Origin of the sequence: Paenibacillus sp. BIC5C1 (assembly GCF_032399705.1) — a bacterium.
GTDB lineage: Bacteria > Bacillota > Bacilli > Paenibacillales > Paenibacillaceae > Paenibacillus > Paenibacillus taichungensis_A.
Genome location: NZ_CP135922.1, coordinates 5,135,535 through 5,153,256, shown reverse-complemented (window position 1 = coordinate 5,153,256; position 17,722 = coordinate 5,135,535). Strand labels below are relative to the sequence as shown.

Annotated in this window: 18 protein-coding genes; 17 read left to right on the top strand and 1 reads right to left on the bottom strand. The window is 46.6% G+C overall.

Going from position 1 to position 17,722, the window contains the following annotated elements:
* Positions 1-120 precede the first annotated feature (120 nt).
* Complete coding sequence (gene holA / locus RS891_RS23120) at positions 121-1,137, top strand: DNA polymerase III subunit delta (protein ID WP_315793290.1); 1,017 nt, start codon at positions 121-123, stop codon at positions 1,135-1,137.
* A gap of 166 nt (positions 1,138-1,303) precedes the next feature.
* Here holA and rpsT read toward each other — a convergent pair whose 3' ends face one another.
* Positions 1,304-1,576 carry a 30S ribosomal protein S20 gene (gene rpsT, locus RS891_RS23115; protein ID WP_024628504.1) on the bottom strand — a complete coding sequence of 91 codons (273 nt, stop codon included), beginning with the start codon at positions 1,574-1,576 and terminating at the stop codon, positions 1,304-1,306.
* Between the two features lie 175 nt (positions 1,577-1,751).
* On the opposite strand from rpsT, the gene gpr reads away from it, so the two are divergent.
* The 16 genes from gpr (at position 1,752) to RS891_RS23035 (ending at position 17,720) form a co-directional block, all read left to right on the top strand.
* Positions 1,752-2,753 (top strand): GPR endopeptidase, encoded by a 1,002-nt coding sequence (gene gpr, locus RS891_RS23110; RefSeq protein WP_113053797.1) that lies wholly within the window; start codon positions 1,752-1,754, stop codon positions 2,751-2,753.
* 161 nt (positions 2,754-2,914) lie between these two features.
* Entirely contained in the window at positions 2,915-4,210 is a 1,296-nt protein-coding gene (locus RS891_RS23105; RefSeq protein WP_113053798.1) for a stage II sporulation protein P, read from the top strand.
* Between the two features lie 54 nt (positions 4,211-4,264).
* On the top strand, positions 4,265-4,624 hold the full coding sequence (locus tag RS891_RS23100) for a hypothetical protein (RefSeq protein WP_315793289.1): 360 nt from the start codon (positions 4,265-4,267) through the stop codon (positions 4,622-4,624).
* A gap of 146 nt (positions 4,625-4,770) precedes the next feature.
* Positions 4,771-6,585: a translation elongation factor 4 gene (gene lepA / locus RS891_RS23095; protein ID WP_315793288.1), complete on the top strand. Its 1,815-nt coding sequence runs from the start codon at positions 4,771-4,773 to the stop codon at positions 6,583-6,585.
* Positions 6,586-6,766: 181 nt separating this feature from the next.
* Positions 6,767-7,951 (top strand): radical SAM family heme chaperone HemW, encoded by a 1,185-nt coding sequence (gene hemW, locus RS891_RS23090; RefSeq protein WP_113053800.1) that lies wholly within the window; start codon positions 6,767-6,769, stop codon positions 7,949-7,951.
* Positions 7,952-8,068: 117 nt separating this feature from the next.
* Positions 8,069-8,539 carry an N-acetyltransferase gene (locus RS891_RS23085; RefSeq protein ID WP_063567287.1) on the top strand — a complete coding sequence of 157 codons (471 nt, stop codon included), beginning with the start codon at positions 8,069-8,071 and terminating at the stop codon, positions 8,537-8,539.
* A 253-nt stretch (positions 8,540-8,792) separates the two neighbouring features.
* A complete protein-coding gene (hrcA, locus tag RS891_RS23080) occupies positions 8,793-9,824 on the top strand; it encodes a heat-inducible transcriptional repressor HrcA (RefSeq protein ID WP_113053801.1) in 1,032 nt (343 codons plus the stop codon).
* 40 nt (positions 9,825-9,864) lie between these two features.
* Positions 9,865-10,440 (top strand): nucleotide exchange factor GrpE, encoded by a 576-nt coding sequence (grpE, locus tag RS891_RS23075; protein WP_076288071.1) that lies wholly within the window; start codon positions 9,865-9,867, stop codon positions 10,438-10,440.
* Positions 10,441-10,600: 160 nt separating this feature from the next.
* A complete protein-coding gene (gene dnaK / locus RS891_RS23070) occupies positions 10,601-12,445 on the top strand; it encodes a molecular chaperone DnaK (protein WP_113053802.1) in 1,845 nt (614 codons plus the stop codon).
* 129 nt (positions 12,446-12,574) lie between these two features.
* Positions 12,575-13,696: a molecular chaperone DnaJ gene (gene dnaJ, locus RS891_RS23065; protein WP_063567290.1), complete on the top strand. Its 1,122-nt coding sequence runs from the start codon at positions 12,575-12,577 to the stop codon at positions 13,694-13,696.
* A 152-nt stretch (positions 13,697-13,848) separates the two neighbouring features.
* Positions 13,849-14,217 (top strand): hypothetical protein, encoded by a 369-nt coding sequence (locus tag RS891_RS23060; protein WP_063567301.1) that lies wholly within the window; start codon positions 13,849-13,851, stop codon positions 14,215-14,217.
* Between the two features lie 225 nt (positions 14,218-14,442).
* On the top strand, positions 14,443-14,622 hold the full coding sequence (locus RS891_RS23055) for a YfhD family protein (protein WP_113053803.1): 180 nt from the start codon (positions 14,443-14,445) through the stop codon (positions 14,620-14,622).
* Positions 14,615-15,007 (top strand): hypothetical protein, encoded by a 393-nt coding sequence (locus tag RS891_RS23050; RefSeq protein ID WP_315793286.1) that lies wholly within the window; start codon positions 14,615-14,617, stop codon positions 15,005-15,007. Before RS891_RS23055 ends, RS891_RS23050 begins: the two co-directional genes overlap by 8 nt.
* Positions 15,008-15,169: 162 nt before the next feature.
* Complete coding sequence (gene prmA, locus RS891_RS23045) at positions 15,170-16,135, top strand: 50S ribosomal protein L11 methyltransferase (protein ID WP_113053805.1); 966 nt, start codon at positions 15,170-15,172, stop codon at positions 16,133-16,135.
* A gap of 3 nt (positions 16,136-16,138) precedes the next feature.
* Positions 16,139-16,816 (top strand): site-2 protease family protein, encoded by a 678-nt coding sequence (locus tag RS891_RS23040; protein WP_076288076.1) that lies wholly within the window; start codon positions 16,139-16,141, stop codon positions 16,814-16,816.
* 139 nt (positions 16,817-16,955) lie between these two features.
* The gene (locus tag RS891_RS23035) at positions 16,956-17,720 is read left to right on the top strand and encodes a 16S rRNA (uracil(1498)-N(3))-methyltransferase (RefSeq protein WP_063567294.1); all 765 of its coding nucleotides are present in this window, start codon (positions 16,956-16,958) and stop codon (positions 17,718-17,720) included.
* The last annotated feature ends 2 nt before the right edge of the window (positions 17,721-17,722 follow it).

Sequence of the window (17,722 nt, the reverse complement as noted above, 5' to 3'; positions counted from 1 at the left end):
GTTGGTGTCAGCGTTTATATAGATGTAGGACAGGGGGCCTTCATCCGTTAACCGGATGTAAGGCCCCTTTGTTGTCTGTTACGTTTTCTGGTAGGATAAGAGAGATAAGGGGGCACCGTGATGGATGTAAAGAGTGCGACAAAGGCAATACGTAATGGAGAAACGGCTCCGGTATATGTGCTGTACGGAACGGAGAAGTACCAGATACAGCAATTTACGGATATGTTAAAACAACAGGTAATTGAAGAAGAACACCGAGAATTTGCGATCATTCCATATGATCTCTCTGAGACACCTGTGGAGGTGGTCATTGAAGAAGCGGAGACGGTTCCTTTTCTTGTTCCACGTAAACTCATTATCGTTCGCGATGCTAATTTGTTTACAGCAGGCAAGGATTCCAAAATTGATCACCAGATTGATCGGCTGCTTACATATATGGACAATCCGGCAGATTACAGTACGATTGTATTTTTGGCCCAAGGAGATAAACTGGACGAGCGTAAAAAACTAGTGAAGGTTGCCAAGAAACAAGCCGTTGTCCTTGCATTTGCCCCGCTAAGTGGTGAGGAGCTGCTGGGTTGGATTGTAAAGCTGGCGAAGCAGCGGGATGTATCTTTTGAGGCCGGAGCGGCTGACACGCTTGTGAGTTATGCAGGAACAGGCCTTCAGACGTTATCTGCGGAAGTGGACAAGTTATGTCTGTTCGCTGGTAACGGGGGCATGATCACACGCGCGGATATCGAATCACTGGTGGCGCGAAGTACGGAGCAGAATGTGTTCGCATTGGTAGAGGAGCTCGCTAACTTAAGGCTGGAGAAAGCCTTGGGTCTTTTTTATGAGTTGCTGAAGCAGCGTGAAGAACCAATCAAAATTGCTGCCTTGATTGCTCGTCAATTTCGAATTATGATTCAGGTAAAAGAGTTAGGGCAGCAGAGTTACTCCCAACAGCAAATTGCCAGCCAGCTTGGTCTGCATCCGTATGCTGTTAAAATTGCTGGTGAACAGGCTCGCAAGTTTCAGGCAGAACGTTTGAGGTTGATTCTGAGTCACCTCAGTGAACTGGATTATCAGATGAAGACCGGGGCAGTGGATAAAGTGCTCGGACTGGAGCTTTTCTTGTTAAGGCTCGGAGCTTAAACTCAGATACAACTGTAATACAAAGCGGCCTCTAATCCGTTGATGGTGAGATCATCGGAATAAAGGCCGCTCTGTTTAAATGAGTGCTTATAGAATCAGATACTAAAAAATCCTGAAAGCTCGTGCTGTTCAGGATTTTTCCATTAGATCGTATAAGTAACGCTTCTTACGCTTGTGCGGAAAGAGCGTTCAGTTTTTTCGCCAAGCGAGACTTTTTGCGGGCTGCAGCATTTTTATGAACCAGACCTTTAGTTACAGCCTTGTCCAGCTTTTTGGAAGCAGCTTGAATCGCAGCTTTTGCAGTATCAACTTCGTTACTTACCAGAGCAGCATCAGCAGCTTTAACAGCTGTACGGAGTGCAGATTTCTGGGAAGCGTTGAGTGCGCGGCGCTTGTCGCTCGTTTTTACGCGTTTAACAGCGGATTTGATGTTTGGCATTACATTCACCTCCTGTAAGGCATTTGCATGAATACAAACGTTTCACAACTTAAAATATTCTAGCACGCTGGCATGCAAATTGCAACAGATTTTCCTATGATGTTCGATAGTGCTGCATAAAGCACACCATTTTCCCACACAATATGCTCAAATGCGGTAAGGGAGGCAGGGACAGATGACACTGGATTTGCAAAATTATGCAGTTCGTACCGACTTGGCAATTGACTCCAAGGAGATGGCTCAGGGGGGACAGAAACAGACGATTCCCGGGCTGCGGGAGGATGTGGATGAGAAAGACGGTATCAAAATCACACGTATTGATGTGCTTGATGATGCAGCCGCTTCAGCAATTGGGCGTGTGAAGGGGCACTATGTCACTTTGGAGGTTCCATCGCTTCGTAACGGGGATACCGATCTTCAGGAGCGGGTGGCGGCAGAATTCACGCGGGAGATGGAAGATTTTTTGGCCAAGGCCGGAATTAACAAGACATCCAAGGTGCTGATTGTGGGTTTGGGCAACCTGAACGTCACGCCTGATTCACTTGGTCCGCTGGTAGTGGAGAATCTGATGGTTACCCGTCAGTATTTTGAGCTGGTGCCGGATCAGGTTGCACCGGGGTATCGGGAAGTCAGTGCCATTGCGCCAGGTGTGCTGGGTACAACGGGTATAGAATCCAGTGACATCGTACAAGCGATCGTGGATCGAACGAAGCCGGATGCGATTATTGCAATTGATGCGCTGGCTTCACGCTCCCTTGAACGTGTTAATACAACGATTCAGGTGGCAGACATCGGCATTCATCCTGGCTCAGGTATTGGGAACAAGCGACGTGGACTGACACGTGAAATTTTGGGTGTTCCCTGCATTGCCATCGGTGTACCTACCGTATGTTATGCGTCGACCATTGTGAATAACGTCATCGAAATGATGCGTACTCATTTTCGGCAAGAGACCGACCAGACGAAACAGATTATGGGCATGCTGGACGATATCGGCGAAAATGACCGTCTCAGTTTGGTAAAAGAGGTACTGGAGCCGCTAGGTCATGATCTGATCGTTACCCCCAAAGAAATCGACGAATTTGTCGAAGATATTGCCAATATTATTGCAACAGGTCTGAATGCCGCGCTCCATGACGCAGTAAATGCTGAGAATGTAGCTGCGTACACCCATTAATTAACATTTTGGAATTTAAATGCTTGAGACTCCTGTAAAGAAGGTCCGAATCTATCGGACTTTCTTTTTTTGTGCAATCTTCTTTTTCCTGTTCTATCAAATCTGGCAGGCTCATAGAGTTGAAGTATAAGCGTTGTCCAGCAGGGAAGGAGACAGAAGCAATGAACAAAATATTGGCCTGGAATATTGGTAAATGGAAAAAGAGATGTTTGCACGTGCTGGCCATGGGCCGTACGTTGTTGTTGCTTATGATCATATCTGCTTTGTTTTTTGTTGTACTCGGTCTAGGAGGCATGGCAGAGAAGCGTTTGAATAGCTCGCCCGTTTCTTCTATGAAAGGATTTGCGGGAGCCGTATCAAGCAGCTTTTTTGTGGACATGCTCGGCATGGAAATGCCTCATCTAGCTAAGAAAGATCAGGCTTCTGCATTTTCTGGTGAGAATCTGACTTCGTTTGTGTTCCAACTGCTGACGAATGTGAATCCGCAAGACCCCAAAAGCCTGATCGCTAGAGAAATGCCTGGCATGGGTTCCAATCAACCCGTATTGCTGCGACCGGGATCGGGGAATGAAAAAGCTGAAGCTCCAGAAGATTATCAGCCGGGTCCAGGACTCATTGATACGGCCTCGGCAGGCGGAGGGAAATCAGGTGGCGAGCAGCATATCCCGCCAGGTCAGGATAATCCCGATCCATCCGATCCAAAGGACCCCGGTGATGGTGAAGTAAAGGGTGATCCTCCACCGAAGAGTGGCGGTAAAGATGAACCGAGTAAACCAACGACAGGAAAAAAAGCGATCCTTGTCTACCATTCTCATCCACGTGAAGGATACAATCCTCTCTTGGGCACGAAGAGTGACAATCCTTCCTCTGGTAAATCGACTGGTAATGTTTTTCAAGTGGGAACCTACTTGACCGACAGTTTAGAGAAACTGGGGATTGGGGTGGAACATGCTAAGGAAGATTATCCGACCAAGGTAAAAGATTATAACTGGAATTATTCCTATAAATACTCTCGTCAGACAGTGAAAGCTGCACTCGCTCAAAATGACGATCTTACGTATCTCATCGATATCCACCGTGACTCTCAGCGTCATAACAAAACAACGACGACCATTAATAATCTGGGTTATGCCAAAGTATATTTTATTATAGGACATGAAAATCCAAACTGGCAGCAGAATGAAGCCTTTGCGGCCAAAATTCATAAGAAGCTGGAAGCGAAGTATCCAGGGGTGTCTCGGGGCGTCTGGGGCAAAGATGGTGGCGGGGCCAACAATGGTGAATACAACCAGACGCTTTCTCCCAACAGCATATTGATTGAGATTGGCGGCATTGATAATACGGCTGCTGAACTGGAACGGACATCCAAAGTACTCGCCGACATGATTGCAGAGGTGTACTGGGATGATCAGAAGGTGGACAAAGCGAGTGCGGAAAAGACGTCAAAAGGTGGCTAGTATTCTTGAGATGAAAGAATAGAAGACACAAAGATATAACAGGAGGCGAGGAATGTGTCCAGATTCGGCAAAAGATTGTTTTCCATCTGTGTATTAATGTTGCTGGGTGTTCTGTTTGGAATGCAGCTGGCAGGCAGCAGCTTTAATAGGGGCGATGATTCGACCGGCAACCCTGCAGTGGTGAAAACTCAGCCGGTGTCACCGGTTGCCGAGTCTGTTCCGACCACGTCCGTACAACAGGAGATTAAAGAACCTCCAGCAGTACCTGTTCTGTCACCGAGTCAGGTGCTTGGTGCAGAGCAGAGCAAAGCGCCGGTCGACGTGCTGGCTGACAAAACGGCAGGTCTTCTTCAAAATCTGTCCCATAACGGAATGAAGTGGGTAGTATCCTTATTTAGCGGAGTCGCTGAATAAAAGGTTGTGACATATAGGCAAAATATACCCTTGGGAGTTCGCAATTGTGGCGCTAATTATAAAGTTGAGGCAACGCGGGATTGATGCACCCTGCATCAACTGTTATAATGAAGTGATTGACACTAGGCTGTTTCTGGGGGTAAGGAATGACTGACATTCGGGCAAGACAACGTAAAATTCGTAACTTTTCAATTATTGCACATATAGATCACGGCAAATCAACACTTGCGGACCGGATCTTGGAGTACACAGGTGCGCTAACTACACGTGAAATGCAAGAACAAGTATTGGACCAAATGGAACTTGAACGCGAACGTGGAATTACGATCAAGTTGCAGGCGGTAGCGCTGACTTACAAAGCCGATGACGGCGAAGAGTATCTCTTGAATCTGATTGATACGCCTGGACACGTAGACTTCACATATGAAGTATCACGTAGCCTTGCTGCATGTGAAGGTGCTTTGCTGGTTGTGGATGCGGCACAGGGAATTGAAGCCCAGACGCTGGCTAACGTGTACCTGGCATTAGATAATGATCTTGAAATTTTACCGGTAATTAACAAGATTGACCTTCCTAGTGCTGACCCGGATCGGGTTAAACAGGAAGTGGAAGATGTCATTGGACTGGATACAAGCAATGCGGTTTTGGCTTCAGCCAAAGCGGGAATTGGTATCAAAGAGATTCTGGAGCAAGTCGTGCAAAGTGTACCAGCTCCACAAGGTGATCCGGACCAGCCTTTGAAAGCGCTGATTTTTGACTCTCACTATGACCCGTACAAAGGGGTAATTGTTTACGTACGTGTTGTAGACGGCAAGATCAAATCAGGTTCCAAAATCAAAATGATGGCAACAGGCAAAACTTTTGAAGTCATTGAGGTTGGAGCGTTCAAACCTCGCATGACTATCGTGGACGAGCTGAACGTCGGTGATGTTGGATTTATCGTTGCAGGTATCCGTCATGTAGGCGATACACAAGTCGGGGATACGGTGACAGATGCCAAAAATCCAACACCTGAACCTTTGCCGGGTTACCGCAAAATTAATCCAATGGTATACTGCGGTCTCTATCCGATTGAAACATCGGATTATGTTAACCTGCGTGAAGCGTTGGAGAAATTGCAGTTGAACGATGCTTCACTCAGCTTTGAGCCGGAGACTTCCAGTGCACTCGGTTTTGGATTCCGTTGCGGATTCCTTGGATTGCTTCACATGGATGTTATCCAGGAGCGGATTGAGCGTGAGTTCAATATTCCACTGATTACGACTGCACCAAGCGTAATTTACCACGTGACGTTGACCAATGGTGAAGTTATGCAGATTGACAACCCATCCAACTATCCTGAGGTGGGAAGAATTGATTACGTTGAAGAACCGTATGTTAAAGCTTCGATTATCGTACCAAATGATTATGTAGGTACCATTATGGAGCTTTGTCAGAATAAACGCGGTGAATATGTGAATATGGAATATTTGGACACAACTCGGGTTACCATTACGTATGAGATCCCGTTGTCCGAGATTGTATATGACTTCTTCGATCAATTGAAATCAAGCACCAAAGGATATGCATCCTTCGACTACGAGCTGTCCGGTTATCGTCAGTCTAATCTGGCGAAAATGGATATCTTGCTTAATGGTGAGCAAGTCGATGCCTTGTCCTTCATCGTTCACCGTGACCGTGCGTATAACCGCGGACGCATTATCTGTGAGAAGCTGCGCGAGCTGATTCCACGGCAAATGTTCGAGGTGCCGATCCAAGCATCTGTGGGTACCAAAGTTGTAGCTCGTGAAACGGTAAAAGCAATGCGTAAAAACGTACTTGCCAAGTGTTATGGCGGTGACATCTCGCGGAAACGGAAACTGCTCGAGAAGCAGAAGGAAGGTAAGAAGCGGATGAAGCAGGTTGGTAACGTAGAGGTTCCGCAGGAAGCGTTCATGGCGGTGCTGAAAATTGATGATTAATAATTCAATTTTGGGTACAACACAGAATGTGTGTATCAAAATTGAATTGTAAGCCGTTTGCTTGCAAACGCGGGTACAACACAGAATGTGTGTATTCAAATTAGATTACAGAATAACCAATAAACCAAGCTGAAAGGGAAGCCGGATGGCTTTCCTTTTTTCAAATAGAGGGGGACTTGCCATGACATTGGCAGCACACAGCCGGAAGACAGGTGCACCCCAAGCGGTGTATCTTCACATTCCTTTTTGCACAAATAAATGTTTTTACTGCGATTTTAACTCCTATGTATTAAAGGACCAGCCTGTTATGCAGTACCTTGAAGCGCTGGAACGGGAGATGGAACATACGGTTAAAGCGAATCCGCCGGGAGAAATCAAGACCATATTTGTGGGCGGCGGTACGCCAACTGCACTGAAACCGGACGAAATGGCCGTATTCCTGAAGTCCGTCAAAACCTATTTTCCGAATTGGGCAGATGATATTGAGTTTTCAATGGAAGCTAACCCGGGCACGACCGATGCAGAGAAGCTCGCAGTTATGAAAGAAGGCGGAGTGAACCGTGTCAGCTTTGGAGTACAGGCTTTTCAAAATGATCTGTTGACAGGTATTGGCCGGATTCATAATACAGATGATGTATACCGCAGTTTGGAAAATGCCCGAGCAGCTGGATTGCATAACTTGTCCATTGACCTGATGTTTGGTTTGCCAAACCAGACGGTTGAGAACCTAAACGAGAGTATCGACAAAGCGCTGGAACTGGATCTGCCGCATTATTCGATATACAGCCTGAAGGTGGAAGAAAATACACTTTTCCACACGTTGTATCAGAAGAACCAGCTACCGCTTCCTCATGAAGACGACGAGTTGCAAATGTATCTTCTATTAATGAAGCGTATGAAAGAAGCGGGTTACGGACAATACGAGATCAGTAACTTTGCCAAACCCGGCTTCGAGAGCCGTCACAATATTACGTACTGGCGTAATGAGGACTACTACGGTCTGGGTGCAGGTGCGCATGGATATGTAGGCCGCGAACGCCATATGAATATAAAAGGTATAAACCCGTATGTTGAAGCTTCCAAAGGAGGTCTGCCGCGTCTCGATCATTTTGAGATCAGCCGCGCCGAGGCAATGGAAGATTATCTGATGGTTGGGTTGAGAATGCTGGAAGGTGCTTCATCCTCACGGTTTAGTGATCAGTTTGGGGAGCCTATGGAGGAAGTGTTTGCGAAGCCTTTGGGCAAAATGTTGAATGCAGGACTGCTGGAGAAGACGCCAGACGGCTTCCGGCTTAGTGAACAGGGCATCCTGTTCGGAAATGACGTTTTTGCCGAGTTTATCGGTTCCATATCGCTGAATTCGTAGCTTGAAATTCTATACGCTCTGTTGTATATTTATTCATATTGATTTTACAGAGCGTGTGATTTATACAACTACGAAGTCGGCTTTCCTCTGGAAAGCTTCTTATAGGAGGAGAGCTGGATGTCGGCCATATGCAGAAAAGCCGTACCGGAAGATGTTGAACCATTATTTGAAATGATTAAGGGCTATGCAGAGCGTGGAATCATGCTTCCGCGTTCACGGGAAGTACTGCAACGGCAGCTGGAGCACTTTGTTGTAGCAGAAGTGAATGGTCAGGTTGTAGGCTGTGGATCTCTCTGCCGTCTGGGAAATGATCTGGTGGAAGTCAGATCGCTCGGCATCTCCGAAGGTCACAAAGGCATGGGCATTGGCTCACTGCTGCTGGACCGACTGGTAGAGGAAGCGGAGAAACAGCAAATTCCCAAGGTCATGGCATTGACATATGAAGTGTCCTTTTTTCTCAAAAACGGTTTTGCCGTTGTGAATAAGGAGATTTTCCCGGAAAAAGTATGGACCGACTGTGTTCATTGCAGCAAACAGGATTGCTGTGATGAGATTGCTGTATTAAAAGAGTTGAATATTTCAGCCTGATAAATGAATGAACCGTATGGATTGAGCCGAGTATACTCTATCTCACCTGCGGTTCTTTTTAATTCATAAGATGCACAGTAAAGTTGTTATGTCTTGGAGACATTGGTCTATACTATAAATAGATGAGCGTACTCATCAAACTGACTTGACAATGCTCACGTCATTTTGGTATTTTTGTATTACCGCTTAGCACTCATCTAACCGGAGTGCTAACGACATGGGACAGTACAGTCAGAAGGAGGGAATACTCACCATGTTAACAGAGCGTCAACGAATGATTCTGAACGCCATAGTGGATGACTATATCCGTTCAGCTGAGCCCGTAGGGTCCCGGAGCATTTCCAAAAGGGGAGATGTTGGATACAGTCCGGCGACGATCCGTAATGAAATGGCGGACCTTGAAGATATGGGCTTTCTGGAACAGCCGCATACATCGGCTGGTCGCATACCTTCGCACAAAGGCTATCGATATTATGTCGATCATTTGGTTCCCTGGAATCAGGTGGAGCCGCAAGAGCTGGACGACCTGAAGTCATTTTTCGCAGAAAAGCTGAACGTGATGGAACAAGTTATTCAGCATGCCTCAGTCATTTTGTCGCATATGACGAATTATACTTCGATCCTGCTTGGACCGGAAGTTTTTCACACGTCACTTCGTCATTTTCAGCTGCTTCCGCTTAATGAAAACGAGGCTGTAGCCATCATCGTAACGAACACGGGTCAGGTGGAGAACAAGACGGTTCAGATTCCACCCGAAATTTCGGTAGCGGAGATGGAAAATGTGGTTCGCTTATTAAACACCAAGCTGGTCGGCGTGCCAATTTACAAACTAAAGTCTCGTCTCTACACCGAGCTTGGGCAAGAGATGGAACGGCATATTACACGTTATGAGGAAGTCATGCAGGTGCTGAACAGTGCCTTTGACAACGAGCATGACAATCGTCTGTTCCTTAGTGGTGCCACCAATATGTTGACTCAGCCAGAATTTAGAGATATTGAAAAGGTAAAAGATATTCTTGACCTGCTGGATGAGACACCAACACTCATGAAATTGATGATGCCCGTGCAGGGTGGATCTGGAATTCAGGTGCGAATAGGTACCGAGAATGATCATGAAGCCTTCGCCAATTGCAGCCTGATAACGGCATCCTATTCATTGGATGGAGAGGCTTTGGGCTCCATCGGAATTTTGGGACCTACGCGAATGGATTACGCACGTGTCATTCATATTTTAAATACATTATCCCGTGATTTGACGGCCATGCTAACGCATCGCTTCAAATAAGGGAATTGAAGCATTTCATTCTTATAAGGAGGTGAACATCTTGAAAGAGGAGCAATCATTCGCAGCAGAAGAACAGGAACAACAAGCAACTACAGCAGCGGAACAGGAGCCTGTCAACGAAGCCGGAGCTGCAGAAGCACAGGCGGAAGAGATGACAGATCAGGAGCAAGATGAGATCGCACGTTTGAAGGCGGAAGCTGAGGAACATCAACAACGTTTTGTCCGTGCGCAAGCTGATTTTGATAACTTCCGTCGTCGTACACAAAAAGAAAAAGAAGAACTGGCGAAATACGCTTCGATGAAGCTGGTCACCGAATTGGTGCCGGTTATTGATAATTTCGAGCGTGCCATGGCTACTGTACCGGAAGGTACGGAAGTCGAGTCCTTCTCCAAAGGCATCGAAATGATCTTCCGTCAACTGGAGACTGTGCTTAACAATGAAGGTCTGACGTCAATGGATACGGTAGGACAACCGTTTAATCCTGAATTCCACCAGGCGATTATGTCCGTGGAGAGCGACGAGTATGAAGAAGGTACCGTTGTCGAGGAAGTCCAAAAAGGCTACATGTTGAAGGATAAAGTACTTCGTCCGGCTATGGTCAAAGTTAGCTCATAAATTTCTATTACAGAATGAATAATTGAGTTCACTCTTGATTGTACGATGCCACCGAAGTTTAATATAAAGGTTAGTACACACATAGAGCACGATTAGGAACAACAAATACAAATAAGGATCAATCTGATCCATTTAAATTGTCGAGGGAGGAAATTTTCCGATGAGCAAAGTAATCGGTATTGACTTAGGAACAACAAACTCATGCGTAGCGGTTATGGAAGGCGGCGAGGCTGTCGTTATTCCAAATCCGGAAGGCGCACGTACAACCCCATCCGTAGTGGGTTTCAAAAAAGATGGAGAACGCGTTGTCGGTGAAACGGCTAAACGTCAAGCGATCACAAATCCGGATCGTACGATCATGTCGATCAAACGTCATATGGGTACATCCCACAAAGAAACAATCGATAGCAAAGACTACTCTGCACAAGAGATCTCTGCAATCATCCTGCAAAAACTGAAATCTGATGCTGAAGCTTATCTGGGTCAAACGGTAACTCAAGCGGTTATCACCGTACCAGCCTACTTCAATGACAGCCAGCGTCAAGCAACAAAGGATGCAGGTAAAATCGCAGGTCTGGAAGTTCTGCGTATCGTCAACGAGCCAACAGCAGCTGCTTTGGCATACGGTATGGAGAAATCCGAAGACCAAACGATTCTCGTATATGACTTGGGTGGTGGTACATTCGACGTATCCATCCTTGAACTGGGTGACGGCTTCTTCGAAGTTAAAGCAACTAGTGGGGATAACCAATTGGGTGGCGATGACTTCGACCAAGTAATCATTGATTATCTCGTAAGTGAGTTCAAAAAAGATCAAGGTATTGACTTGAGTAAAGATAAAGCAGCGGTTCAACGTTTGAAAGATGCAGCGGAAAAAGCGAAAAAAGAACTTTCCGGCGTATTGACTACAACCATTTCCCTGCCGTTCATTACTGTGGCTGATGGCGTTCCTCAACATTTGGAGTTGAACCTGAGCCGTGCGAAATTTGAAGAAATCTCTGCTGGTCTGGTTGAGCGTACGCTTGAACCAACTCGTCGTGCATTGAGCGATGCTGGAATGACAGCTAACGATATCGACAAGATCGTATTGGTTGGTGGTTCCACACGTATTCCTGCAGTACAGGAAGCAATCAAAAAACTGACAGGTAAAGAGCCTCATAAAGGGGTTAACCCGGATGAAGTTGTAGCTTTGGGTGCTGCTGTACAAGCGGGCGTACTGACAGGTGACGTGAAAGACGTTGTATTGCTTGACGTAACTCCATTGTCCCTGGGTATTGAAACTGCGGGTGGCGTATTCACTAAAATGATCGAGCGCAATACAACGATCCCTACAAGCAAATCCCAAGTATTCTCCACTTATGCGGACAACCAACCTAGCGTTGAGATTCACGTTCTGCAAGGGGAGCGCGAGATGGCAGCGGGTAACAAATCCCTCGGTCGCTTCATGCTGGGAGATATTCCTCCAGCTCCACGTGGCGTTCCGCAAATCGAAGTTAGCTTCGATATTGATGCCAACGGTATCGTTAATGTATCTGCAACAGACAAAGGTACAAACAAAACTCAAAAAATCACCATCACTTCTTCCAGCGGTTTGAGCGATGCTGAAGTTGAGCAAATGATGAAAGATGCTGAGCTGCATGCGGAAGAAGATAAAAAACGCAAAGAACTCGTTGAAGCGAAAAACAGCGCAGATCAACTGATCTACTCTGTTGACAAAACGATTAAAGATCTTGGCGAAAAAGCAGACGCTGGTGAAGTTGAAAAAGCGAATGCTGCAAAAGAAAAACTGCAAGGCGTTCTGGCTTCCGACAATCTGGAAGACATCAAAGCCGCTACAGAAGAACTGACAGAGATCGTTCAACAACTGTCTGTAAAACTGTATGAGCAAGCACAAGCTCAAGAGCAAGCAGCTCAAGGTGCTGAAGAGCAACAAGGTTCTGCAAAACGTGACAACGTCGTAGACGCTGATTACGAAGTTGTGGATGAAGATAAAAAACAAAATTAATTCACGATTCTTAGTGAATTAATCATCGGTGACGTTCGGATCGAAGGGAAAGTCATAGCCGGGGCTCCCGTGCTTTGGCTTTCCTTTTGTCACGATGTGCGATATGGTGAATGATATGGGGGTGGAAGAGTGGCTGAAAAACGTGATTATTATGAGGTACTCGGCGTCGGCAAAAATGCCAGCGACGAGGAAATCAAAAAGGCATACCGCAAGCTTGCCCGTCAGTATCACCCTGACGTAAACAAGGCTGCTGACGCGGAAGCCAAGTTTAAGGAAGTTAAAGAAGCTTATGATGTAGTCAGTGACGGCCAGAAGCGGGCACAGTATGATCAATACGGTCATATTGATCCAAATCAGGGCGGATTCGGCGGCGGTGGCGATTTTGGCGGCGGCGGCTTTGGCGACATCTTCGATATGTTCTTTGGCGGTGGCGGTGGACGACGTGATCCGAATGCTCCGCAACGGGGGAACGATCTGCAATACACCATGACGATTGAGTTCAAGGAAGCAGTATTTGGTAAGGAAACCGACATTACCATTCCTCGTACCGAAGGCTGTGATACTTGTCATGGCTCAGGTGCGAAACCGGGAACCAAACCGGAGACCTGTTCTGTCTGCCAAGGTAGCGGTCAACAGGAAGTGGTTCAAAATACACCGTTTGGCCGTATGGTCAACCGTCGTGCTTGTTCGAACTGTAACGGTTCTGGACAAATTATCAAGGAAAAATGTACAACATGCAGCGGCAGCGGTAAAGTACGAAAACAACGCAAAATTCATGTTCGCATTCCAGCGGGTGTAGATGACGGCGCTCAACTGCGTATGACTGGTGAAGGTGAAGGTGGTTTGCGCGGAGGACCAGCAGGAGATCTGTATATTGTCATTCGTGTGAAATCACATGATTTCTTCGAGCGTGAAGGCGATGATATCTATTGTGAAATTCCGCTTACCTTTGCTCAGGCCGCATTGGGAGATGAGATTGAAATCCCAACGCTGTCCGAGAAAGTGAAGCTGAAAGTCCCTGCCGGTACACAGACTGGAACTTATTTCCGTCTTAAAGGAAAAGGCGTACCACGCCTGCGCGGCATGGGGCAAGGGGATCAGCATGTGAAAGTTGTTGTCGTTACGCCTAGCAAGCTGAATGACGAGCAGAAAGATCTGCTTCGCCAAATCGCTGCGCTGGATGGAGAACAAACTCATGAGCATGAGCAATCCTTCTTTGACCGGGTGAAACGGGCATTCCGTGGAGACTGAGTCTTAATCATTAATTTAAAAAAGGACACCACAGCGGTTTTTCCGCGGGGGTGTCCTTTTTTGCATAAAATGGGCACGCTTGCGGAAAGATACCAGACATGAGCATTCAGTGGTTTACTGATGTGCCGAAACTAGGGAAGCAGGTGAACCGGATGACCGAAAAAAATATTTTGGCTTATTTCCATAGCCCGGAGCAAGCGGAAGGGGCAGCCAAAAAACTGGAGGCATTGCGAGTGGAAGACCTGTCGATCAATCGATTCAGTCGTTATGCGGGTGTCGGGCCGAGTGGAGCATCCTATACACCAGGCGTATCAGGCAGTTTTTCTTCCTGGGTACCAGGTGCTCTAGGCACAAATGCCAGCGCTGGTATCATGGCCGCAGCAGATCCTTCTGCAAGCGGTATGAGCGATGGCGGACAAGAGGGTCCGACGGGCAGAGATGTATTACTGACCGTTGTCGTAGACGAGGCGGTACATCATCGTGCCCTATCCATTATCGAACAAGCCGGCGGTATGATTTAGTTTTAAAATCTATATAAGTTTCATCTAAAACATTTACACGTTAACGGAGAGGACAGAAAAAACCTGGAGAAGCGAAGCGTTCGCCTTTATCCCTGGATTTTCCCTTTTAAGAAAGGAAATCAAAAAAATCTGGGGATAACAGCGATCGGAAGGTTGTTCTGTCATCGGAGTGCCAGTGTAAATACGCTTAGTTGAACTTATACAATTTGAAGGAGGAACATAACGATGGCAGAACATGAACGTCCAGGCAAGATTTTGACGAAAACGGAAAAGATGAAGCGAATGCAGTCCGCCAAAAATGAGGATGTGGAATTCAGCGCCGAAGCTGCAGATCATGAAGATATAGAGGCTTTGCGCCGAAGTGAAGCTGCCAATCGTCGTCAGGGTCGGGAGATTCATGACTGAAGATCGCTCTGCAGTAATTATCGAAGCAGTGTTCACAAGCTGGTCCGAGGCTGAATCTGCACGCAGAGCGCTGGAATTGCTGCACCCAAACCAGTTGAGTATAGAGAGTCTGAATGACTCATCGTCTTCAGTAAATCCGGGAGCGGATGAGAGCACTGATAACTCAACCATGGCCGTGATTGGGGGATTCAGTGGTGAGCTGAATGTACTTTCCCTTATAAGCGATGAGACCGAGATGTTGTCGGGTGGACAAGTTTATGACGATCCGCATGCTGGCTCTGAAGGTAGGTCCAAGCAAGAAATCTTGCTGACCGTATCCGTATCCAGTGACTCTCTCCCGCAAGCTGCAGAGATGATTACACAGAATGGTGGACGCTTTTGCTAACAAGTTAATCGAGTGTATTCATAATTAAAACAGGGTATTCGAGCAGTCAGGCTGCGGGTATCCTGTTTTTGTTGTTTCTTTTACTGCTGCCGTTTTGTACTCCTGCGTGCTTGTGTAGTACAATGGTTGGGATGTTTGAAAAATGAGGAGGAAAAACGAAGTATGTTATGGCATGAACTAACAATACATACCACAGAAGAAGCTGTGGAGATGATTTCGAATTTTTTACATGAAGCGGGTGCTGGAGGGGTCTCGATTGAAGAGTCCGGTACTTTAAATAAAAAACGGGATACGACGTATGGCGAGTTGTACGAGTTTCCATTGAATGATATTCCTGAAGGCTTTGCGGTCATTAAAGGATACTTCTCGGAAGGTACAGACATGGATGCATTGCAATCTGAAGTAAGTCCACGCATTGAGCAACTTTCCGAATTCGATATCCAGACGGGTGAGGTTCGTTTTGAGACTCGGACAGTGGATGAAAATGACTGGGCTAACGCCTGGAAACAATATTTCAAGCCAGTACGTGTCTCGGAACGTCTAACCATTAAACCGACATGGGAAGAGTATACACCGGAAAGCCCAAATGAGAAAATTATTGAGCTTGATCCAGGCATGGCGTTTGGTACAGGAACACATCCAACCACTTCACTTTGTCTGCGTACACTCGAATCGGTCATTCAGGGTGGCGAGGAAGTTATTGACGTAGGTACAGGCTCTGGTATTTTGGCCATTGGAGCTGTCCACCTAGGTGCAAAACATGTACTGGCGCTGGACCTTGATCCGGTTGCTGTTGCAAGTGCCAAGGAAAATGTGGAACTTAATGGCCTGGGACAACAAATTACGGTTAAAGAGAGTGATCTGTTGTCTGTTCTGGGTAGTCAGGACCCTGCGCTGGGCGTGAAGCTTCCGGTGAAAGTTATTGTTGCCAACATTTTGGCCGAAATTATTATGCTGTTTGTGGATGATGTCTATCATGCGCTTGAATCTGGCGGCGTTTATATTACTTCAGGCATCTGGAAAAATAAAGAGCAGCTTGTCCATGATGCGCTCGTTGCTTCCGGCTTCGAAATAAGTTCGGTGCATCGCGATGAGGACTGGATCGCGTTTGTGGCCAGAAAGAGGTAATCGATGGACTTAAACTCGTTCTTTCGTTATCCGCTGGATCAACTGCCGTTTTTCCTGTTGGCGATCCTGATTGCTTTTACGGTCCATGAATTTTCTCATGCCTATTTTGCCAACAAATTCGGCGATCCAACAGCCAAGCTGTTGGGTAGGGTTACACTCAATCCGGTTGTGCATTTTGACTTGTTTGGTGTGTTGCTGCTCCTTATTGCCGGTTTTGGTTGGGCACGTCCTGTTCCAGTAAATCGGGCGAACTTCGACAAACCGAGATTAATGGGTGTCATTGTATCTGTAGCAGGGCCTGTGAGTAACTTGCTGCTTGCGATCATCGGTACGATCATCTATGCGTCCCTGGTTGGTTCGGGGGCATTGGGTGGCATTGAGAATGAAAGGTTGCTTACGGCAATCTCCATGTTTTTCTCCATATTTAATCTGACGAACTTTTTCCTTTTTCTCTTTAATCTTATTCCGTTGCCTCCATTGGACGGATATCGAATTCTGGAGGATATTCTGCCGCCTTCAATCAGCCGCAAACTGCAAGGGGTAGAGCAATGGTCCATATTTATTTTCCTGTTGATCCTTGTTATTCCTCCATTGCAAAATGCGACGATTCAACCTTTATATCAATTTGCCCAGAATATGTATCTGGATCTGGCAAGGCTAATCATCGGTTTATATCGTTAGAAGCGTATAGTGTATGGGACTGAAATACTGGTCAGAAGGACATAAAAGTTGTATGATCATCTGTGGCGATTGGATTCACGCCCTGCCATCAGGCGGGGTGAATTCCAGTCATAACAGGATAGAATGGGTGGATAGACTAATGCAGCGTTATTTTGTATCTGCAGAACAGTTTAATGAACATTCCGTGGTCATCACGGGTGATGATGCGCGCCATATCGGCAAAGTAATGCGTGGTAAACCTGGAGATAAACTGATTGTCAGTGACGGAAACTCCAAAGAAGCTTTGGTGGAGATTGAAAGCATCGAAGCCCAGCAAGTAACAGCGAATATTGTGGAACCCCTCGAAATGGACCATGAAGCACGGATACGTGTAACCGTGGCTCAAAGCTTGCCAAAAGGCGATAAGATGGAGACGGTCATCCAAAGATGTACAGAGATCGGAGCAGTTTCATTTGTTCCTTTCTTGTCTGAGCGTACGATTGTACAATATGATGCCAAGAAAGAAGGCAAACGGTTGGAGCGGTGGCGGAAAATCGCGAAGGAAGCCGCTGAACAAAGCCATCGAAACCGCATTCCATCCGTCGAGCAGCCACTTTCCTGGAAAGGGCTGCTATCTTCTTTTGAGGGTTACAGTCTGGTATGTTATTGTTATGAAAAGGAAAACGGCAAGCAGTTAAGAGACGCTTTGAAGCCGTTTGTGGAGCAGCTTGCACCTGGTGCGAGTGCAGAAGTGTTGATCGTTGTTGGACCTGAGGGCGGATTCTCGGAGAGGGAAACGATTGAAGCCGATCAGGCGGGTGCTGTATCCGTTGGACTGGGCAAACGCATCTTGCGGGCCGAGACAGCTGGAATGGCGGCGCTAACTTGTGTCTTATATGAATCCGGAGAAATGGGGGGAATGTAATT